The following is a 19,032-nucleotide window of genomic DNA, read 5'->3' as shown; positions in this document are numbered from 1 at the left end:
AGGAAGCGGTGCAAAGGTATGAAATATATTTTGTTTCACATTTCTAAAGTTGAATCACTATTTTTGCTATTTCTATTGTTTTTTCTATTTTTGTTGCTTTAAAACAGATATAATGAAAATAGCCATTGGGAATGACCATGCAGGTCCTGCTTACAAAAAAGCCATTGTAGATTATTTAGAAAGCCGAAGTATAGAAGTTATCAATTTCGGTACAGACACCTTTGACAGTGTTGATTACCCCGATTTTGGACATAAAGTGGCTGAAGCCGTGACTACCAAGCAAGTTGATTTAGGTATTGTCATCTGTGGGAGTGGCAACGGAATAGCCATCACGGCTAACAAACATCAGGGAATCCGATGTGCATTGTGTTGGACAAAGGAAATCGCAGCGTTGGCACGTCAGCACAATGATGCCAATGTGGTAAGTATTCCAGCCCGATTTACAGCCATTGAACAAGCTGTTGAAATTGTAAAAACTTTCATAGAAACTCAGTTTGAAGGAGGAAGACATACCAACCGAGTGAATAAAATTAGCTGTGCGTAACATACACCATACGTATATATTGTATGAAAAATTGGTTAGAACGCACAGAACTTTTGGTCAAATCCGAGGGAATTGAACGACTGAAAAAGGCAAACATTCTTGTTGTAGGTTTAGGAGGCGTAGGTTCATTTGCTGCTGAGTTTATCGCTCGAAGTGGTGTAGGTAAGATGACCATTATTGACGGAGACGTGTTTGATGTAACGAATATCAATCGACAGTTACCTGCCTTACAAAGTACCGTTGGTAAATCTAAGGCTGAGGTGTTGGCTTCTCGATTAAAAGATATCAACCCTGAGTTGGAGCTCACTGTTTTAACAGAATTTTTGTCCCCAGAAAGAGCTTTTGAAGTTGTTACCCCCGATTTTGACTACGTTGTAGATTGTATCGATAGTATTACCCCAAAGCTAAACCTAATTCTTTCTGCTCGAGCTAAAAGAATTAAACTCATTAGCAGTATGGGAGCTGGAGGAGCTCTTGATCCTTCCCAAGTGAAAGTCGCAGACATCCGAAAAACACGTGACTGTCCCCTGGCACGAAACATTCGAAAACGACTCAAAAAAGAAGGTATCCACTCTGGTTTTAAAGCAGTTTATTCCTCCGAAGTAGCTTCCAAAGATACTATGCAACAAACAGATGGTACGAATTTCAAAAAATCGTTCTATGGAACCATTAGTTATATGCCTGCTGCATTTGGTTTACATGCCGCTGCTACCGTCATCAACTATTTGCTTGAAGGAAAAAACGAACAGGAAGAGGTGTTGTAATAAAAAATGTAGTAAAATAGTTTAGAAATCTTCTGTTTTCTGAACGCTATTCCTTGACATAAATGAATATAAAAAACGCACAATTAGAAGTTGATAATTGGATAAAAGAACATGGAGTTCGTTATTTTAATGAACTGACCAACATGGCTCAACTTACCGAAGAAGTAGGCGAGGTAGCTCGTATCATTGCTCGTAGATATGGTGAGCAATCCGAAAAAGAAAGTGACAAACAGAAAGACTTAGGCGAAGAACTTGCTGACGTGGTTTTTGTGGTACTTTGCTTGGCAAACCAAACAGGCATAGACCTGCAGGAAGCCTTTGATCGAAAAATGGACAAAAAAACCAAACGCGACCACGACAGGCATCACAGCAATGAGAAACTCAAGTGATTGATTCGCTTACAGTCTAAAGGAAGTGGTTTGGTAAACTTATGATTTTTTAATTTACAAAGATTGAGTCCTTTGCAAGACCCTCCATTTCCTTTTCCTAACTGGTTTTAAATAATTTTTGAAACGATTTTTTAGAAAATCACATATTTAAAAACAGGGTTGTGTTATAAAAAGTATGATGGTAGTTTTGATTGTCAGGCTGAGCGTAGTCGAAGCCTCGTAATTACAGGGCTTCGACTACGCTCAGCCTGACAGAAATATCCATTTTATTAAAGGTATCATACTTTTTACAACACTTCCAAAAACAGAAAACAGATGTTTTTTTGTCAATTTTTCGAGTGTTTTTCCTTAAAAAACAGTCTTTTTTTTACCTTTTTTTTCATTAAAAGGCGTAAAAAAAAGGAGATTTTGGTTAAAATTGCTTCAGAAAAATTGAGAAAAAACGATGAAAAAGAACACAAATTTGAATTTTCAGAAACACATTTTCTAAAAAAAATCATCTTAATACAAAAAAATAGAAAGTAAACGGTTCTTGTAAAGGTCTCTAAATGATTGAAACAATCCTTTAACGAATATATTTTCAAAAAGTCAAAATAAAACCTCGCTCCAAGAGTGAATTTGACGAGGTTTGTTTCACTATTTGTTTACCATTATTGTTAATCCGTAATTTATTTGGATATGATTTACCTAATTCAGTAGCGGAGGCGTATTCTTTTATGCTTTCTTGCTTCTACCACTGATGGCAGCGTTGATGGTATTGATTATTTGTGCCACCGTGTCGGCAAAGTGCGTAAATGCTTGGGGATTGACGAAACTTGCCGAAGTTAAATACGGAATCAGTCCGATGTTGATTTGCTTTAAAAGTTGCTTTTTAAGGTCGGCAGATTTAGGGCGTTTGCTCTGTGTTGCGAGGTTTTTGTCGTGGATTAAACGCTTTTGGTCAAAATCAGCCTGAGCTGTTTTAAGGGCTTCGATGGTGGAAGCGATGCCTTCGAGTGCCGAAATATCGGTTTGTAGCGTAGGTTCGGCAAGGTCCTTCAGAAGCGATTCAATATGTGCCGACTCCACCGCATAGCTTTCGCGAGTAATTCTTACGCCATATTTGGAAAACACCGCGTAGAGCCTTTCGCCCGATTTGCGAAGGTTTTCCACAGGAATGTTAGCATAACTTTTCAGATATTTTTCGAGCTGACGCACCAATTCATCACGCACATCATCGGCTTTATCCACCTCCGAAAGGATTTTGTCACTTTTGATGGCTTGTGAAAGGGCTTCGGCGAGGGGTTCAATCTGTGCGAATACGGGTTTTAGTATGGGGTCGTTAGCCAACGCCGTTTCGCTTTTATAGAGCATCACCAATTGCTTGGCGGTATCTGCCATTTCAGTGATGCGGACGGAAGAATTTAAAATTTTCATATCGTACACAATTTTAAGTTTTTATTCGCCTGAAAGACAGCAATAATAATGCCAATTTTATGAATATTTTAGAATTGTTTTTAAGTCGCTGTGTCATTTCGAGCGAAGTCGAGAAATAATATGAAAAGGGCTTCGACTTCGCTCAGCCTGACAATACTATACAACCTTACAAAGATTTAATCGAAGTTTTACACAATGTTAAAAGATACCATTAAAAAATCGGCAAAGGTCAAAACACTACTGAACTGAGCTTCGCAGAGTCTGCGATGAGTAAAACAATGCTGTTTTAATAAAAACTGAATTAGGTGAAGGTCAAAACACTACTGAACTGAGTTTCGCAGAGTCTGCGATAAGTGAAACACTGATGAAACAGGCTCCGCAGAGTCTGCGAAGGTAAAAATACTGATGAAATGGGAAGTATATAATTTTATTTATACTTTTGTCTTGAAACATAGTAAGCGAAAACTTGGAGCTTAGTATGTCATACCAAAAATTGCCTCCATAAGGTCGGTGAATTTCATTTCAAGGCTTTGGATTTGGACATACTCTGTTCCAAGTTTTCACAGACTATGCTAAAAAATAGCCGTTTTTTCTAAATTTTCCAAACTTGCTCCTTGCGGTCGCTTCGAACAATGGAAAATTCTTAACAAAAACACGACTATTTTTCTTAACGCTTCGTCTTCAATGCCGATGGCTCACTCTTGAAATTGGCGGAGTTTGATTCTGTGAGCTCAAAAATACAGATGAAATCAGCTTTACCTAACTAGATAGGAAGCGATTCAATGTTAATGATAAAATATAAAGATTTATGAAAAATCATATCATAAGAATATGATACTTACATTTCAATTTTACTCAAATATTATCTTTATTATAAGAAAAATCTGAATCTAATATGCTCATAGCATTTCTTATATATTTAATAATATTGTTAGAACTTTTTGTTTGGGTATTTATAAATGGAACTTTTTCTCCAAATTTTAATTCAGGATGAATTGTTTTCATTTGGAAAATGCAGAAGTTAATAAAATCCTCTATTTTCTTTTTTGGTGATTTGGAAAGTGTAACTCTTTTTGAGGCTACATCTCTACCAGCGTAATACAATACTTCTATTATTATTTTATCGTCAGAAGGTAAATTATCTAAATATTTTCTCGTTAAGGTGTATTCACTATTTTCTCCTAGTAATTCTTCCCAATTTATATTAGATGATTTTATTGGTAACTTATCACATTCAAGTTTTGCTTTATCTATGTCTGCAAATGGTTGTATTATTTTAATAAATTCTAAAACGTTATTTTTAGCTAATTTGTATTTTTCTATAAACAAATCAAAATCCTCTTTTGAAGCTTGATAATTAATCTGGTTGTCTATATCACTATCTAATTGAAGAATTGAATTATAAAAACAAAGCATTTGAATGTGGAAATTATGATAGTCAAGTCTTAATTCAGTTTTATTAGCATCTAATTTTTTAGTTATCGGATAACGCATCGTCATAGATTTATCATCGAAATCGTGCATTTGTATTACATAGTTTTCCATAACATTAATATCTATTTTTGAGCCTACTTTATTAATGTTTTGTTCAAGAATTGGTTTTATATCTTTCCATATTTTGTTTAAATTATGATTTGCATTTAGAAAAGACTTTAATCCATTTTCATCTGTTTTTGAATATTTTATGTATAGGTATTTCAATAACATTTCCATACAATGACGATAATTAAAGCACAAGGGATAAATAAGGGTGTCGATGTCGGCATTATTCCCTGTTTTCATTTTTTCGTAAAGTAATTCGGCAGCAGATTTGTAGGATTCTGCATAAAGAAAAAAAGCAAAAGCTCCTTTTCCTTCCCAACCAAAATGGCTAAATTGTTTTCCATTGATATTTATGAGGTCTTCTGGTTCATAAAATTTAAATAATGTATTTGACTTCATAATGTAAGTAATTTTTTAATAGAATTATATTAAACCCCACCCAATTACTATCAGGTGGGGTTGTATTTATTGCCTGTCCGTGCTACGGACTATTTTACCTCTTCAAAATCTACATCTTGCACGTTGTCGCCGTTTTGTTGCTGTTGGTTTCCGCCTGTGTTGGCTTGCGATTCACCCCCAGCTTGTTGTGCTTTGTAAAGGTCTTCGGAGGCTTGCTTCCAGGCTTCGTTGATTCTGTCCAAAGCAGGTTGTATCCGACCTAAATCCTGACTTTGATGGGCTTTTTTAAGCTCCTCCAATGCCGATTCAATGCCCGACTTCTTATCCGCTGGAAGTTTGTCGCCAAACTCTTTGAGTTGTTTCTCGGTTTGGAAAATCATTGAGTCTGCCTCGTTGATTTTGTCAGCTTTCTCTTTGGCTTTTTTGTCCGCCTCGGCGTTGGCTTCGGCTTCGCGTTTCATCTTTTCGATTTCCTCTTGTGAAAGTCCTGACGATGCTTCGATACGAATGTTTTGCTCCTTGTTCGTGCCTTTGTCTTTTGCCGTTACGTTGATAATTCCGTTAGCGTCAATATCAAAAGTTACTTCGATTTGAGGCACGCCTCGTGGTGCTGGTGGAATGCCGTCCAAGTGGAAACGCCCGATGGTTTTGTTATCGTTTGCCATTGGTCTTTCACCTTGCAACACGTGGATTTCCACACTCGGCTGATTGTCGGCAGCGGTTGAAAACACTTGTGATTTCTTGGTAGGAATGGTGGTGTTAGCATCGATAAGTTTGGTCATCACACCGCCCATCGTTTCAATTCCAAGCGAAAGCGGTGTTACGTCCAAAAGCAGTACATCTTTCACATCTCCCGTTAAAACGCCCCCTTGAATAGCCGCACCGATAGCCACTACCTCGTCGGGATTTACGCTTTTATTAGGTTTCTTTCCGAAGAATTTTTCTACCGCTTCTTGCACCGCAGGAATACGTGTAGAACCTCCTACTAAAATCACTTCGTCAATATCGCTTGTTGAAAGTCCTGCATTTTTAAGGGCAGTACGACAAGGCTCGATGGTTCTTTTTACCAAATCGTCAATCAATTGCTCGAATTTTGCACGAGTAAGGGTACGCACCAAGTGTTTTGGACCTGTTGCCGTAGCCGTGATGTATGGCAAGTTGATTTCGGTTTGTGTAGAAGAAGAAAGCTCGATTTTGGCTTTTTCCGCAGCTTCTTTAAGACGTTGCAACGCCATTGGGTCTTTACGCAAATCCATTTGCTCTTCTGCCTGAAACTCTTCGGCTAACCAATTGATGATTTTTTCATCTACATCATCACCTCCAAGGTGTGTATCTCCGTCAGTTGCAAGTACTTCGAATACGCCATCACCTAACTCCAAGATAGATACGTCGTGCGTACCACCACCGAAGTCAAATACCACGATTTTTTGGTCGTTGTGTTTTTTGTCCAATCCGTAGGCCAAAGCAGCGGCGGTAGGCTCGTTGATGATACGACGAACTTTAAGTCCTGCAATCTCTCCTGCTTCTTTGGTTGCCTGACGCTGTGCATCGTTAAAGTATGCAGGAACGGTGATAACGGCTTCGGTTACGGTTTGTCCTAAGAAATCTTCGGCTGTTTTTTTCATTTTTTGAAGAATCATTGCTGAAATTTCTTGCGGAGTGTACAATCTTCCATCGATATCCACACGTGGCGTATCGTTATCGCCTTTTACTACTTTGTAAGGTACGCGACCTACCTCTTTGTCTGACTCTGAAAATTTGTTCCCCATAAAACGTTTGATTGAGTAAACCGTTTTATTTGGGTTGGTAACCGCCTGACGTTTGGCAGCGTCACCTACTTTTATTTCGCCTCCTTCTACAAAAGCTACAACAGAAGGAGTGGTTCTTTTACCTTCGGCATTGGTAATTACCACAGGGTCATTACCTTCCATTACAGAAACACACGAGTTGGTTGTTCCTAAGTCTATTCCAATAATTTTGCTCATATTCTTAATTTATTTTTAATTCAACATTTATTTATCACCTTAGGCGGAACTGCTCCGCTTTGGGCTTCGAGCATCTAATAGTCAATGATTGTGCCAAAGGAAGAAATATGACAAAATGTCACTCAGAAGAGGTGTCCGGATTTTGAAGTTTAAAATTTACGCCGAATTATTGCTGTGACAGAAGAAAAAAGTTTTGTAGAGTCACACAGAAAGGAGAAGGATTAAGAATAAAAACTGTCCGAAAAGTTGAATTCTTCGGACAGTTCTCTCGTTAAATTTCAATTATTGAACAAATTGTTCAGCCCACTCACTCCATTTTTTGAGGTCTTCGGACGAAACTTTCTTTCCTTGTTCTTCAATTTTTTTTGCCCATTCCTCCGACTTTGCTTTTAATTGATCGATTTTTTCTTGACTTCCCGCTTTGGTAGCTTCTTCTAACTCAAGTAAATATGCTTTATAGTCTGCAGCCATTTTCTGTAAATCACTGTCTTGAAAAGAAGGCACTTCAAATTCAGAAATTGATTTTTTTACTTGATCAACGGCTTTTTCAGTCTCTGTCTGTAGCGTTTCAACAACATTTTCTACAGAGTTTTGAGTTTCTTTCTTAATTTGTTTTACGTTCTCACAGGAAACTATTCCTGATAGAGCAATAACGGATAAACTTACTAAAATTTTCTTCATAATTACAGATTTATTTAATTAAACAATTGTCGAAAGATCGACGTACAAATTTATTCGCAAATATACATTAAAGTTCTGTAACAAAAAACATATCATTTTGCTATTTCGCAGATTGACCTCGTAAGACCAAAGATTCCTGCTCAAAACTGACGGAATTTTGTACTTAGAAACAATCTCTTTGTTTTTTGTAGGTATGAAAATAACAATAAGAAGAAGGCTCCTAAAAAATGGAATAATACGATGTCATTATTTAAAAGATAGATGTATACTTTCTAATCTGAACGCAGTAAAATAAATCCTCGTTTTTAGTTATTTTGTTAAAAACGAGGATTTGATGAATAAAACTAAGATTGATTATGCAAAAAAACTATTTAAAAATAGCTTTGTAGATGTCATTTCCATTAGCAAAAAGTAGTAAGCCTATCAAGATGAAAAAACCTACCATTTGTGCATATTCCAAGAATTTATCACTTGGTTTGCGTCCTGTAACCATCTCATAGAGCAAGAACATGACGTGTCCGCCGTCTAACGCAGGAATTGGCAATATGTTCATAAAAGCTAACATGATGGAAAGCAATGCTGTAGTATGCCAGAAAGCGTGCCAATTCCATTTTTCAGGAAACATCTTTCCGATAGCAGCAAATCCACCCACTTCAGTAGCTCCTTTTTTAGTAAATATAAACTTGAATTGAGAAATATAATCACGGAGAGTCCAATAGCCGTAAGAAATCCCTTCCGACAAAGCTGATGCAACTGTATATGTTTTGTGAGTATATTCTACATTAGCGAGCTGGGTAGCAAAAAAACCTAATTTACCCTCGTCATTAGGCGTTACTTCTAAAAATTCCTTTCTTCCGCTACGTTCCACACCCACAATTATCGTTGATTTTGTCGGAAAAACCTTAATAATGTCTTGCACATCGCTGTAATAGGTTACAGAAATATCATTGATAGAGATAATTTTATCTCCTGCTTGAAGTCCTGCTTTTTCCGCTGGGAAACCTACTAAAACTGAATCGACAATAGGCTTCAATCGTGGACGAAATGCCATCATTTCTCCTGCGTGAAACAATTGTTTACCAATAGAATCCGGTAAATGAACCATACGTTCATCACCATTTAACCCTTTAACTTTCAAATTGCCAACGTCTCGCAATAATACATATCGATTGATATCCAATAAATTTCCTAAAGGATTTCCATTAACTTCTGTGACGATATCTCCATTTTGGAATCCGTAAGTTTTCATAACTTCACTCACAGCAAACCCTCCTGTAAGTCCGTCTTCCTTAACTTGTTTTTCACCCCAGGTAAACAGAATAGCTGCGTAAATGAAAAAAGCTAACAACAAGTTCATGGTAACCCCACCAACCATCACAATCAGTCGTTGCCATGCAGGTTTAGAACGAAATTCCCAAGGTTGAGGCGGTTGAGCCATTTGCTCCTTGTCCATACTCTCGTCAATCATTCCTGCGATTTTGACATATCCTCCCAAAGGCAACCAACCGACACCATAAATGGTCTCGCCAATTTTCTTTTTGAAAAGAGAAAATTTGACATCAAAGAACAAATAGAATTTCTCTACACGCATTTTGAAAGCCTTGGCAGGAATAAAATGCCCTAACTCGTGTAAAACAACCAATATCGAAAGACTCAGAATCAACTGAGCAGCCCTTATCATAAAAATCTCCATAGTAAACTTTTTAAAATTTCGGGCAAAAATACAAATTAACAATGAATAATTTATAATTTATAATTACAAATTACGAATGACCAATTACGGGTTGATGATTAGCAATTTACAATTAATAATTACGAATGACCAATTACGGATTACAACAATGAATATTTACGAATTAATAATTACGGGTTAGCAATTAGCGTAATTATTAATTCGTAATTAACTTTGGACTTTGAACCTTGAATCTTGTCACATCACTCGTTTTCTAAGTTTTTGGAGTTCAATAAAATAACCTGTGTATATTTCTGTATATGAATTAAATGTTCTATCTTTGCGTTTTCTAACATAAAAAAGATTCGAAATGAATAAAGGACCTATTTCTCAATTTATAGAGAAAAATTTTTTGCATTTCAATGCTGCTGCATTGGTGGATGCTGCTAAAGGATACGAAACGCACCTTTTGGAAGGCGGGAAAATGTTGGTTTCACTTGCTGGAGCCATGAGTACTGCAGAGCTTGGAATTTCTCTCGCTGAAATGATTCGTCAGGGGAAAGTGGATATTATTTCTTGTACGGGAGCAAACCTTGAAGAAGATGTGATGAATTTAGTGGCACACTCACACTATAAACGCGTACCTAACTACCGTGACCTCACTCCACAAGATGAATGGGATTTACTTGAGAATCATTACAATCGTGTAACTGACACCTGTATCCCAGAAGAAGAAGCTTTCCGTCGTTTACAAAAACACTTGGAAGAAGTATGGCTCAAGGCAGAAAAGAATGGAGAACGTTATTTTCCACACGAGTTTTTATATCAAGTCGTAAACTCAGGCGTATTGGAGCAATATTACGAAATCGATCCAAAGAACTCTTGGATTATAGCTGCTGCTGAACGTAACTTACCTATTGTTTGCCCAGGTTGGGAGGATTCTACTACAGGAAATATTTTTGCTTCAAACGTTATCAAAGGAATTTTGAAGGCTTCCACAGTCAAGTCGGGTATTGAGTACATGGTGTATTTAACCGAATGGTATAGAGCTAATTCAGGAGGAAAAGGTGTCGGCTTCTTCCAAATCGGAGGAGGGATAGCAGGGGATTTTCCTATTTGCGTTGTTCCGATGATGTACCAAGATTTGGAGTGGACTGATGTACCTTTCTGGGCATATTTCTGTCAGATTTCAGATTCTACAACTAGTTATGGGTCATATTCAGGAGCAGTTCCCAACGAAAAGATTACATGGGGTAAATTAGATATTAACACTCCTAAGTTCATTGTAGAGTCGGACGCAACTATCGTAGCTCCACTTATTTTTGCCTATATATTAGGACAGTAATGAATCATTGTAAAGTATGAAAACTTCAAAAGCCCTAAACTTTAGTAAAACAAAGTTTAGGGCTTTTTATTTCCATAAAAATCAGGTCAATTTCCTTAGATATTTATTGTCAGTTTTATAAAGCTATCAAAATTTAGTAAAAATTACTCCTCTTTGATTAGCGACTTTTCTCTCGTGGAAAAGGTTTTCTTAATTATATTCTGACTTTATTCGTTTCAATTGATTTTTAAGTAATTACTCCACATGGTAGCGTTTGTAATATCCGAAGAACAAAATGTATCCGTAGCAAACTACTAAGGTTAAAAAAGCCATTCTGAAACCTATGTTATCCGTGAAAAAGCCAATTACAGGAGGAATAATAGCCCCTCCAAAAATCATTGTACACAAAATACCTGAAGCCTGAGGACGTAAATCGGACAATCCTTCAGAAGCCAAAGTGAAAATGGTAGGAAACATAATTGAATTGAATAAACCAACCGCTAAAATACTCCACATAGAGAGCAATCCGTCGGTGTTTATTGAAACAAGAATCAGTAGAATAGCAATCAACGAGAATGCTATTAACACCTTTGATGGAGCTATTTTTTGGGTTAGATATGCCCCGATGAAACGTCCAATCATGGCTCCTCCCCAATAGAACATCACAAAAATCCCTACAATGGATTTTGGATCGCCATGAATTAGGTCAGCTTTACCTAAAAGTCCTCCCATGCCACTCACCAGCGATCGCATTGTGCTATTTTCGAGGATGTCACGAACGATATTTATATCTATAAAATAATTTACTAAATAACTTCCAATTGCTACTTCTGCACCTACGTAAAGAAAAATACCAATTGCTCCAAGCATCAACCCTCGCTTTTTAAATAACTCTCCATAACTGTGACGTTTTGCATCCAAACTAATTACCTCTGGCAGTTTTACAAAAGCAAAAACAGTTGCTAATATTATGATACACGAAGCTATCCAAATAAACGGTGTTTGCACGGAAGCTGCTTCTGTCAAATAATAGGCCTCTTTTTCAACACTAGAGAGTACAGCAATTTCTTCCTCCGTTTTCACACGATCACTTAGGATGAATACAGCTCCAATAATAGGAGCTATCGTTGTTCCCAATGAATTAAAGGCTTGAGACAGGTTCAATCGGCTCGAAGCTCCCGATTCATCTCCCAAAATGGAAACATATGGATTGGCGGCTACTTGTAAAAATGTTATACCACTTGCCAAAATAAAAACGGCTAACAGGAAAACACCTAAAATGCGCTCAGATGCCGCTGGATAAAACAAAAAACATCCAGTTGCCATGGTTAACAATCCTAAGATAATACCTCGTTTATATCCAATTTTCGACAGAATAATACCTGCTGGAATCGACAATAACAAATAGGCCGTGAAAAAAGCAAATTGAACCAAACCAGCTTGAAAATAATTCAAGGTAAAAACATCTCGCAATCGAGGAATCAGCGAGTCAATTAGTACGGTCAAAAACCCCCAAAGAAAAAAGAGTGCAGTAACAAATATAAATGCTTTTTTATAGTTTTGTTTTGTGCTCATAGTGTTATGCTGTTAGAAACTAAACACAAAGCTACATAATTACTTATAACTTCGTTAATTTTTAACATTTTATTTTGTTGTATTTAAAACAAAATAAAATATATACTTGATTTACAATGATGTACATAAAAGAAAGTAAGGTTCAATGTTATACATCTTCAATCCAAGAAGCGTATTTAACATAGTTATCGGCGGTTCTTTGAATACCTTCTTTTTGTTCATTCGAAAGCGTTTTTATTTTCCGAGCAGGGACTCCTGCATAAATACTTCCTGATTCAACATGAGTATGCTCTGTAACTACCGCTCCTGCTGCTATGATACTATTGCTTTCAATAACACAACCATCCATAACGACACTTCCCATTCCAATAAGTACGTTATCGTGAATAGTACAGCCGTGAACGATGGCATTATGTCCAATTGAAACGTTGTTACCAATGGTTGTGGCATATTTTTGATAGGTTGCATGAATGACGGCTCCGTCCTGTACATTAACTTTATCTCCGAAACGAATGGTATTCACATCACCTCGAATTACAGCATTATACCAAACAGTACACTGATTACCTAAAACCACATCTCCTGTAATCGTAGCATTTTCAGCAACAAAACAATTCAAACCTAACACGGGTGCTACTCCTTTAATTTTCTTTAGTATCATTTTCTTATTTGTTTTTACGTATACTTAACATCTTTTTCTAATTGATTTTATTTGTAATAGAATAATTAGAGTTAAAACATTAGATGTATTCAAATATTTTTTTAACTACAAAAACAAAAAAACCTTAAAATGTTGTTTATCAACAAATTAAGGTTTTTACACTGTACCTGAGGAGGGAATCGAACCCTCACTCCGAAGAACACGAGTTTGAGTCGTGCGCGTCTACCAATTCCGCCACTCAGGCTTATTTCCTCATCATTTCGGGTGCAAAGATACACAAGATTTTTAAATGTGCAAAAAAAATATAAAAAAAATATCAATGTTTATTTTTAAATTCATACCTTTGCACCCACGATAAAGAGACTACGATTAAAAGTACAACACATCTATTTACTATTATGGCATATATTGTACCAGAATCTAAGATTTTTGCATGTACACAAAGTGTTGAATTAGCAAAAAAAATTGCTGAAAAATACGGAACTCACTTAGGAGAAGTAAATATTTCTCGTTTTAGTGATGGAGAATTTCAACCTTCATTTGAAGAGTCTGTACGTGGAACCCGAGTGTTCATTATAGGTTCAACCAACCCAAGTTCTGAAAATTTGATGGAAATGTTGCTAATGTTGGATGCGGCCAAAAGAGCTTCGGCTCGTCACATCACTGCGGTGATGCCTTATTTCGGATGGGCTCGTCAGGACAGAAAAGACAAACCGAGAGTGCCCATTGCAGCAAAATTAGTGGCTAACCTTTTGGAATCGGCAGGAGCTACACGTATTATCACAATGGATTTACACGCGGATCAAATCCAAGGTTTTTTTGAACGTCCTGTGGATCATTTGTATGCTTCGACCATTTTCTTACCTCATCTTCAGAGTTTAGGACTTGAAAATTTGTGCATGGCATCACCCGATATGGGAGGTTCAAAAAGAGCTTACGCTTACTCTAAGTACCTGAACAGCGATGTGGTGATATGCTACAAACAACGCAAGAAGGCAAATGTCATAGAGACGATGGAGCTTATTGGAGAGGTGAAAGGAAAGAACGTAATTTTAGTGGATGACATGGTTGACACTGCAGGAACCTTGGTAAAAGCAGCTGAAATAATGAAAGAACGGGGAGCTATCAGCGTTCGTGCAGTCGCTACACATGGTCTTTTGAGCGGTGGAGCTTATGAAAGAATAGAAAAATCTGAATTAGAGGAACTTATCATTACAGATTCTATTCCTTTGAAACAGGAAAGTCCCAAAATTAAAGTATTGAGTTGTGCCGATTTGTTTGCTGAAGTGATGCACCGCGTACATGAAAACAACTCTATTAGCTCAAAATTTATTATGTAAATAATTTAATAACTAAATATTTTTTAAATGAAATCAATTACAATCAAAGGATCTCAAAGAGAAAGCGTGGGCAAAGCAGCAACAAAAGCCTTACGTAATGCTGGACAGGTACCTTGCGTGTTATACGGAGGAGACAATGTTTTGCATTTTGCTGCACCAGATTTAGCATTCAAAAGCATCGTTTACACTCCAAACGTGTACACTGCTACGATTGAATTAGAGGGAAAAACGTATAGTGCTATTTTGCAAGATATTCAGTTTGACCCAGTTACTGACAAAATACTTCATATCGATTTCTATCAATTACATGAAAACAAAGAAATCACTATTGAGGTGCCAATCCAAATTACTGGAACTTCTCCAGGAGTTATGGCAGGTGGGGTGTTGCGTGTTGTTAACCGTAAACTGAAAGTAAAAGCTCTTCCTTCTAAATTGCCAGATTTCGTAAACGTTGATATTTCTGGTATGGAAATGGGGCAAAAATTCTATGTTACGAAATTACAACAAGACGATTACAAAGTAATGCATCCAGACAATACGGTTGTTTGTCAGGTGAGAATCTCACGTGCTGCAATGAAAGCTGCTCAAGAGGCTGCAAAAGCAGAAAAAGGAGGCAAGAAAAAATAATCTCCAAAATTGAATATAACGAAAAACCTCTCTTAAAAAAGGGAGGTTTTTTTTCATTTCATAAGAACTTGTTTTTCTGCAATGTTTACTAATCACTCATAATACTCTCTACATCGCTCCAAAAATCAGGGTACGACTTGGAAACCACCTCTGAATTATTGATTGTAATATTGCTTTTTAAACACAATGGGGCAAATGCCATCGCCATTCGGTGGTCATCGTAGGTATCTATTGCTATATTAGAACGAATTTCTTTACATCTGTTCAAATGGAAAGATTCAGCGGTAACTTTAACAACACCTCCAAGTTTGGTAAGCTCTGTTTTTAAGGCCTGTAAACGGTCAGTTTCTTTGATTTTAAGCGTATGCAAGCCCGTCAAATCACACGAAACCCCTAAGCCAAAACAGGTCACTGCAATCGTTTGTGCAATGTCGGGAGCGTTTCGCAAATCACACGAAAAATGGCTTTCTTGGGGAGCATATTTTTTTTGCAAACGGATTTCATTTTCCAAAAAAGTGGTTTCTACTCCAAAAAACGCATATATTTCTGATAAAACGCTATCTCCCTGTAAACTGTGCTGTTTGTAGCTCTGTAAATGTATGTTCGTACCAACTTCCGACAAGGCGATGAAAGAATACCAATAGGAAGCTGAACTCCAATCAGATTCCACAACCATCGTCTTTTTTACAGTCAATTGCAATGGATGTATCACTATTGTAGCATTTTCAAAAAATGCCGTAACCCCGATTTCTTCAAGTAGTTTCAAAGTCATTTTGATATAAGGCACGGATGTCAATTTCCCTATTAAGTGGATTATCAGCCCATTAGGCAAAGACGGAGCTACGAGCATCAACGCTGATATGTATTGACTACTGACTTCCGCTGGAATGCTAACCTCATTGCGAATGAGTTCTTTTCCTACAACTTTCAACGGGGGAAATCCTTCTTTTTCAAGATACGTAATTTCTGCTCCCAAGGATTGTAATGCCTGAATCAAAATGTGTATCGGACGTTCTTTCATCCGTGATGAACCTGTCAAAACCACTTCTTTTCCTTCTTGAGTAGCAAAAAAAGCCGTCAAAAAACGCATTGCTGTCCCTGCATGGTGAATGTCAATGGTTCCATTTCCTTTTTCAAGAGCAGCAATCATCACTTGGGAATCATCAGAATTGGACATATTTACAATTTCTAACTGCGGAAAAAGAGCTTGTAGAAGCAATAATCGATTGGTCTCAGACTTTGAGCCTGAAATAAAGGCAGTCTTCCCTGATTTTAGGTATGTTTTATTTAGCTTTTTATTCATAACTAAAACCACATAAATTTTACCTTACTACCTTTGTTACCTCCTACTTTATTGAGTTTATAGGTAAAAGTAAGCATAAAATATTGCTTCAACATGAGCCTTTGAGAATCCTGTACGTAATCCTCTGTAATAATTCGAGACGAATCGACAGTTTGATTCAAAATATCAAAGGCTTTCAACTGAATCGTTGCTTTATCTTCTAGGAATTTGTATCCAACACTCGCATTCCAATAGAGGTACCCTTTGCGGAAACCTTCGCCCATATAAGGCAAATAGGAGTAGGAAAAATCGCTTCCGACGACCACATTTTTAGGTACATAGGAGGTTATTCTCAAACCTGTACGATGTTGTGTGTAATTCTGATTTTCAAACACTTTCGAATCATAGCGAGCTACATTAAACACAGGATTATAGGTCAGTTCTATATTAATTTTTTCATCATAATCGTATCCCAAAGAACTTCTTAAACTTAAAGAATAATTGGTCAAAGCATAGCGAGTCCCATTACTGAATTGATTATTTTCTCGAATACTTGAAAAAGTACCCAAGCCGTATTTCAACTTATTTTTATCCCACTTATTGGATTTATTATAATCAATTCCAAACATGAGGGAATAATCGCCATCAATGTTGGTGTAAGTGGTTCTCCGGGTCAAATCATCATTGGTTAATGTGATGGAAGTAATCTTATCTTCGTTTAAATAAGCATTGAACCATAGAAAATATCCTGTACGGGTTTCCCAGTTGAAGTTACTAAAATCTGCTCGAATACTATGTTCAAAAGTTGGTCGTAAATCGGGATTTCCTGTGAAGGTGTGCAAAGGATTATTCACATTATCAATGGGTTGTAGCTGATTTACGGACGGCACTTGGGTACTGGAATCATAGCGAACCGACATATTCTTTCCGCGTTGAAACTCATAGCGAAGACTGGTTTCTACTGAGAAATTGGTAAAGGTCCTATCTAAGTCCAATTCTCTCAAGAAATCTTGATTTTCAATACGATTACTAACCAAACTCACTCCTCCACTCCATCGAACTTTATCCTTATTCCACTCTAATCCTACCGATGGGCGCTGTTGGGTGTTTTGGGTAATAAAGTCAGAACTCAACGCCGTATTGAAGTTCACATAGTTACCACTCAGATTTGCATCATAAGTGTCTACATCGTTTTTAATATTGGTTTTCGAAAAAACATATTCCCCTCTTACAAAAAAAGTCTTGGCTATGGGATAACGAAAGCTCGTTCGAAGTCTATACTGGTCACTTGTGTTGTTAGCTTCTTGTTGTTGATCACGAACTTGCACCGAAGGATTAGCCCCAAATACCTCTGTGCGATTATCAATTTGTTGGAATCGTTCCGAGCGACTGTTTGAGTTTTCAAAGCCAATTCCCCAAAAACCACGTCCTTTGAAACGACGACGCAGTGAAACATAGTTATTAAAATTCACATTGTTTGTCTGAGCTTGGTTGGTGGACTCACTGCTATTGACAAGGGTACGATTGCTGTTCAACGATTGCTCCACACTTCGGCTACCGCTATGTGCATTGTTAATCCCTAAATTAGGGCTTACCTCAATCTGTGTGAGTGAATCTAATTTGTATTCCAAGGAAGCTCGTACCGAATGATTATCATTCCACGAATTACCCCAATGTTCTCTATCTGAAAAATAATGACGATTGGGCAGAGTTGTTTCTCGCAGACTCTTGGTGTGATTTTCATTATCTGAATGTGTAAAAAGGTAATTTGCATCTACTTCCATATTTTTTGCATAAGTATCTGCATAATTCATACCCGCGGAGTGCGAAACATTAAGACCTTCGCTACTTCCTCCAAAAGAAACTCCATTAATCGAAAAACTTGATCCCGACATCGAAATGGTTCGTGTTCCTCGAAATCCACGTGACATCATTCCGTAAATTTCATCAAACTCAAAACCTGCGGAATTGATATTGTTGGAACTTGCTAAAACCGACACCCGAGTTTTATCTTTAAAATAATTCCCAATGCCACTGAATTCATAACGATCTTTGGTTCCATAACCTGCCGTTACACGTCCAAAAACACCTTTATTTTTATCTTCTTTAAGTACAATATTAATTGATTTATTATCGGAAGTACTTTCCTGACGAGTAAATTTCTGCTCTTTAGTTTTGGTGTCACTTACCTGAATTTTCTTCACAATGTCCTTTGTAAGATTTCGTGTAGCTGTTTTTACATCATTAAAAAAAGGCTTCCCATTTACCAAAAGCTCGTTCACCGCTACCCCATTTACAGTTATATTTCCACTGGCATCAACCTCTACTCCTGGTAAATTTTTAAGTAATTCCTCCACGGTAGCGTCGGGTCGCAATTTAAATGCGTCAGCGTTAAATTCTAATGTATCTTTTTTTACGGTAATAGGAATTGCCTCCGAAGTTACTGTGACACTTTCTAATTCAAAAGCTTTTGCTTCTAACTCTATTTTTCCTAAATCAAGGCGTGGCTTCGGAGTTTCGATACGCTTTTTAAACGTCGCATTTCCGACATGGGAAATTATCAAATTCAAAAAATCATCACTTGACTTTCCTTTTAATGTAAATTTACCTTTGGCATCTGAAATAGTATAATTCACTAAGATAGAGTCTTTTACCGTCCTCACAAAAACCGTTGCGGCTTCCACAGGCTTTTGGGTTTCTTTGTCATAGATTTCTCCCACAATGGTAAATTGCTGAGCTGACATTCCTATGCTCAGTAAAAAAAAACATATTCCGATCAATTTCTTCATAGTAAAATGTTTTTATTGGTAATTTGATTGTTTAAAATATAG

15 protein-coding genes and 1 tRNA gene are annotated in these 19,032 nt (G+C 37.0%); 6 read left to right on the top strand and 10 right to left on the bottom strand.

Annotation, left to right across the window (positions count from 1 at the left end; translation table 11 throughout):
- Nucleotides 1-112: 112 nt before the first annotated feature.
- The 3 genes from rpiB (at nucleotide 113) to CGC52_RS06660 (ending at nucleotide 1,697) form a co-directional block, all read left to right on the top strand.
- Nucleotides 113-544, top strand: coding sequence for a ribose 5-phosphate isomerase B (gene rpiB, locus CGC52_RS06670; protein WP_042005786.1), 432 nt, complete (start codon nucleotides 113-115; stop codon nucleotides 542-544).
- 23 nt (nucleotides 545-567) lie between these two features.
- Nucleotides 568-1,308: a ThiF family adenylyltransferase gene (locus tag CGC52_RS06665; RefSeq protein WP_042005788.1), complete on the top strand. Its 741-nt coding sequence runs from the start codon at nucleotides 568-570 to the stop codon at nucleotides 1,306-1,308.
- 62 nt (nucleotides 1,309-1,370) lie between these two features.
- Nucleotides 1,371-1,697 (top strand): nucleotide pyrophosphohydrolase, encoded by a 327-nt coding sequence (locus CGC52_RS06660; RefSeq protein WP_042005791.1) that lies wholly within the window; start codon nucleotides 1,371-1,373, stop codon nucleotides 1,695-1,697.
- 714 nt (nucleotides 1,698-2,411) lie between these two features.
- Here CGC52_RS06660 and CGC52_RS06650 read toward each other — a convergent pair.
- The 5 genes from CGC52_RS06650 to rseP all read right to left on the bottom strand — a co-directional run bounded on the left by CGC52_RS06650 (nucleotide 2,412) and on the right by rseP (nucleotide 9,413).
- Complete coding sequence (locus CGC52_RS06650) at nucleotides 2,412-3,113, bottom strand: DUF6261 family protein (protein WP_095893826.1); 702 nt, start codon at nucleotides 3,111-3,113, stop codon at nucleotides 2,412-2,414.
- A gap of 855 nt (nucleotides 3,114-3,968) precedes the next feature.
- Nucleotides 3,969-5,054, bottom strand: a complete 1,086-nt coding sequence (locus CGC52_RS06645; RefSeq protein ID WP_095893825.1) for a hypothetical protein — start codon at nucleotides 5,052-5,054, stop codon at nucleotides 3,969-3,971.
- Between the two features lie 89 nt (nucleotides 5,055-5,143).
- Complete coding sequence (gene dnaK / locus CGC52_RS06640; protein ID WP_095893824.1) at nucleotides 5,144-7,039, bottom strand: molecular chaperone DnaK; 1,896 nt, start codon at nucleotides 7,037-7,039, stop codon at nucleotides 5,144-5,146.
- A 282-nt stretch (nucleotides 7,040-7,321) separates the two neighbouring features.
- On the bottom strand, nucleotides 7,322-7,720 hold the full coding sequence (locus CGC52_RS06635) for a hypothetical protein (RefSeq protein ID WP_042005802.1): 399 nt from the start codon (nucleotides 7,718-7,720) through the stop codon (nucleotides 7,322-7,324).
- 367 nt (nucleotides 7,721-8,087) lie between these two features.
- Nucleotides 8,088-9,413, bottom strand: coding sequence for an RIP metalloprotease RseP (rseP, locus tag CGC52_RS06630; protein ID WP_095893823.1), 1,326 nt, complete (start codon nucleotides 9,411-9,413; stop codon nucleotides 8,088-8,090).
- 349 nt (nucleotides 9,414-9,762) lie between these two features.
- Here rseP and CGC52_RS06625 point away from each other — a divergent pair, with 349 nt between their 5' ends.
- On the top strand, nucleotides 9,763-10,737 hold the full coding sequence (locus tag CGC52_RS06625) for a deoxyhypusine synthase family protein (RefSeq protein ID WP_095893822.1): 975 nt from the start codon (nucleotides 9,763-9,765) through the stop codon (nucleotides 10,735-10,737).
- Nucleotides 10,738-10,971: 234 nt separating this feature from the next.
- On the opposite strand, the gene CGC52_RS06620 is transcribed toward CGC52_RS06625, so the two are convergent.
- The 3 genes from CGC52_RS06620 to CGC52_RS06610 form a co-directional block, all read right to left on the bottom strand.
- Nucleotides 10,972-12,291 carry a sugar MFS transporter gene (locus CGC52_RS06620; protein ID WP_095893821.1) on the bottom strand — a complete coding sequence of 440 codons (1,320 nt, stop codon included), beginning with the start codon at nucleotides 12,289-12,291 and terminating at the stop codon, nucleotides 10,972-10,974.
- A gap of 148 nt (nucleotides 12,292-12,439) precedes the next feature.
- A complete protein-coding gene (locus tag CGC52_RS06615; RefSeq protein WP_042344083.1) occupies nucleotides 12,440-12,952 on the bottom strand; it encodes a gamma carbonic anhydrase family protein in 513 nt (170 codons plus the stop codon).
- 164 nt (nucleotides 12,953-13,116) lie between these two features.
- Nucleotides 13,117-13,196, bottom strand: a tRNA-Leu gene (locus CGC52_RS06610).
- Nucleotides 13,197-13,350: 154 nt separating this feature from the next.
- On the opposite strand from CGC52_RS06610, the gene CGC52_RS06605 reads away from it, so the two are divergent.
- Nucleotides 13,351-14,292, top strand: coding sequence for a ribose-phosphate pyrophosphokinase (locus CGC52_RS06605; RefSeq protein WP_042008274.1), 942 nt, complete (start codon nucleotides 13,351-13,353; stop codon nucleotides 14,290-14,292).
- A 27-nt stretch (nucleotides 14,293-14,319) separates the two neighbouring features.
- The gene (locus CGC52_RS06600; protein WP_042008273.1) at nucleotides 14,320-14,919 is read left to right on the top strand and encodes a 50S ribosomal protein L25/general stress protein Ctc; all 600 of its coding nucleotides are present in this window, start codon (nucleotides 14,320-14,322) and stop codon (nucleotides 14,917-14,919) included.
- Nucleotides 14,920-15,007: 88 nt separating this feature from the next.
- Here CGC52_RS06600 and CGC52_RS06595 read toward each other — a convergent pair whose 3' ends face one another.
- Together CGC52_RS06595 and CGC52_RS06590 are read right to left on the bottom strand one after the other, a co-directional pair.
- The gene (locus CGC52_RS06595) at nucleotides 15,008-16,222 is read right to left on the bottom strand and encodes a 3-phosphoshikimate 1-carboxyvinyltransferase (protein WP_095893820.1); all 1,215 of its coding nucleotides are present in this window, start codon (nucleotides 16,220-16,222) and stop codon (nucleotides 15,008-15,010) included.
- Between the two features lie 2 nt (nucleotides 16,223-16,224).
- A complete protein-coding gene (locus CGC52_RS06590) occupies nucleotides 16,225-18,990 on the bottom strand; it encodes an outer membrane beta-barrel protein (RefSeq protein ID WP_095893819.1) in 2,766 nt (921 codons plus the stop codon).
- Between the last annotated feature and the right edge of the window lie 42 nt (nucleotides 18,991-19,032).

The organism is Capnocytophaga sp. H2931 (assembly GCF_002302535.1).
GTDB classification, from domain to species: Bacteria; Bacteroidota; Bacteroidia; order Flavobacteriales; family Flavobacteriaceae; genus Capnocytophaga; species Capnocytophaga canis.
Note: the sequence above shows the minus strand (reverse complement) of the source record. Positions and strands in the feature narration are given on the sequence as shown.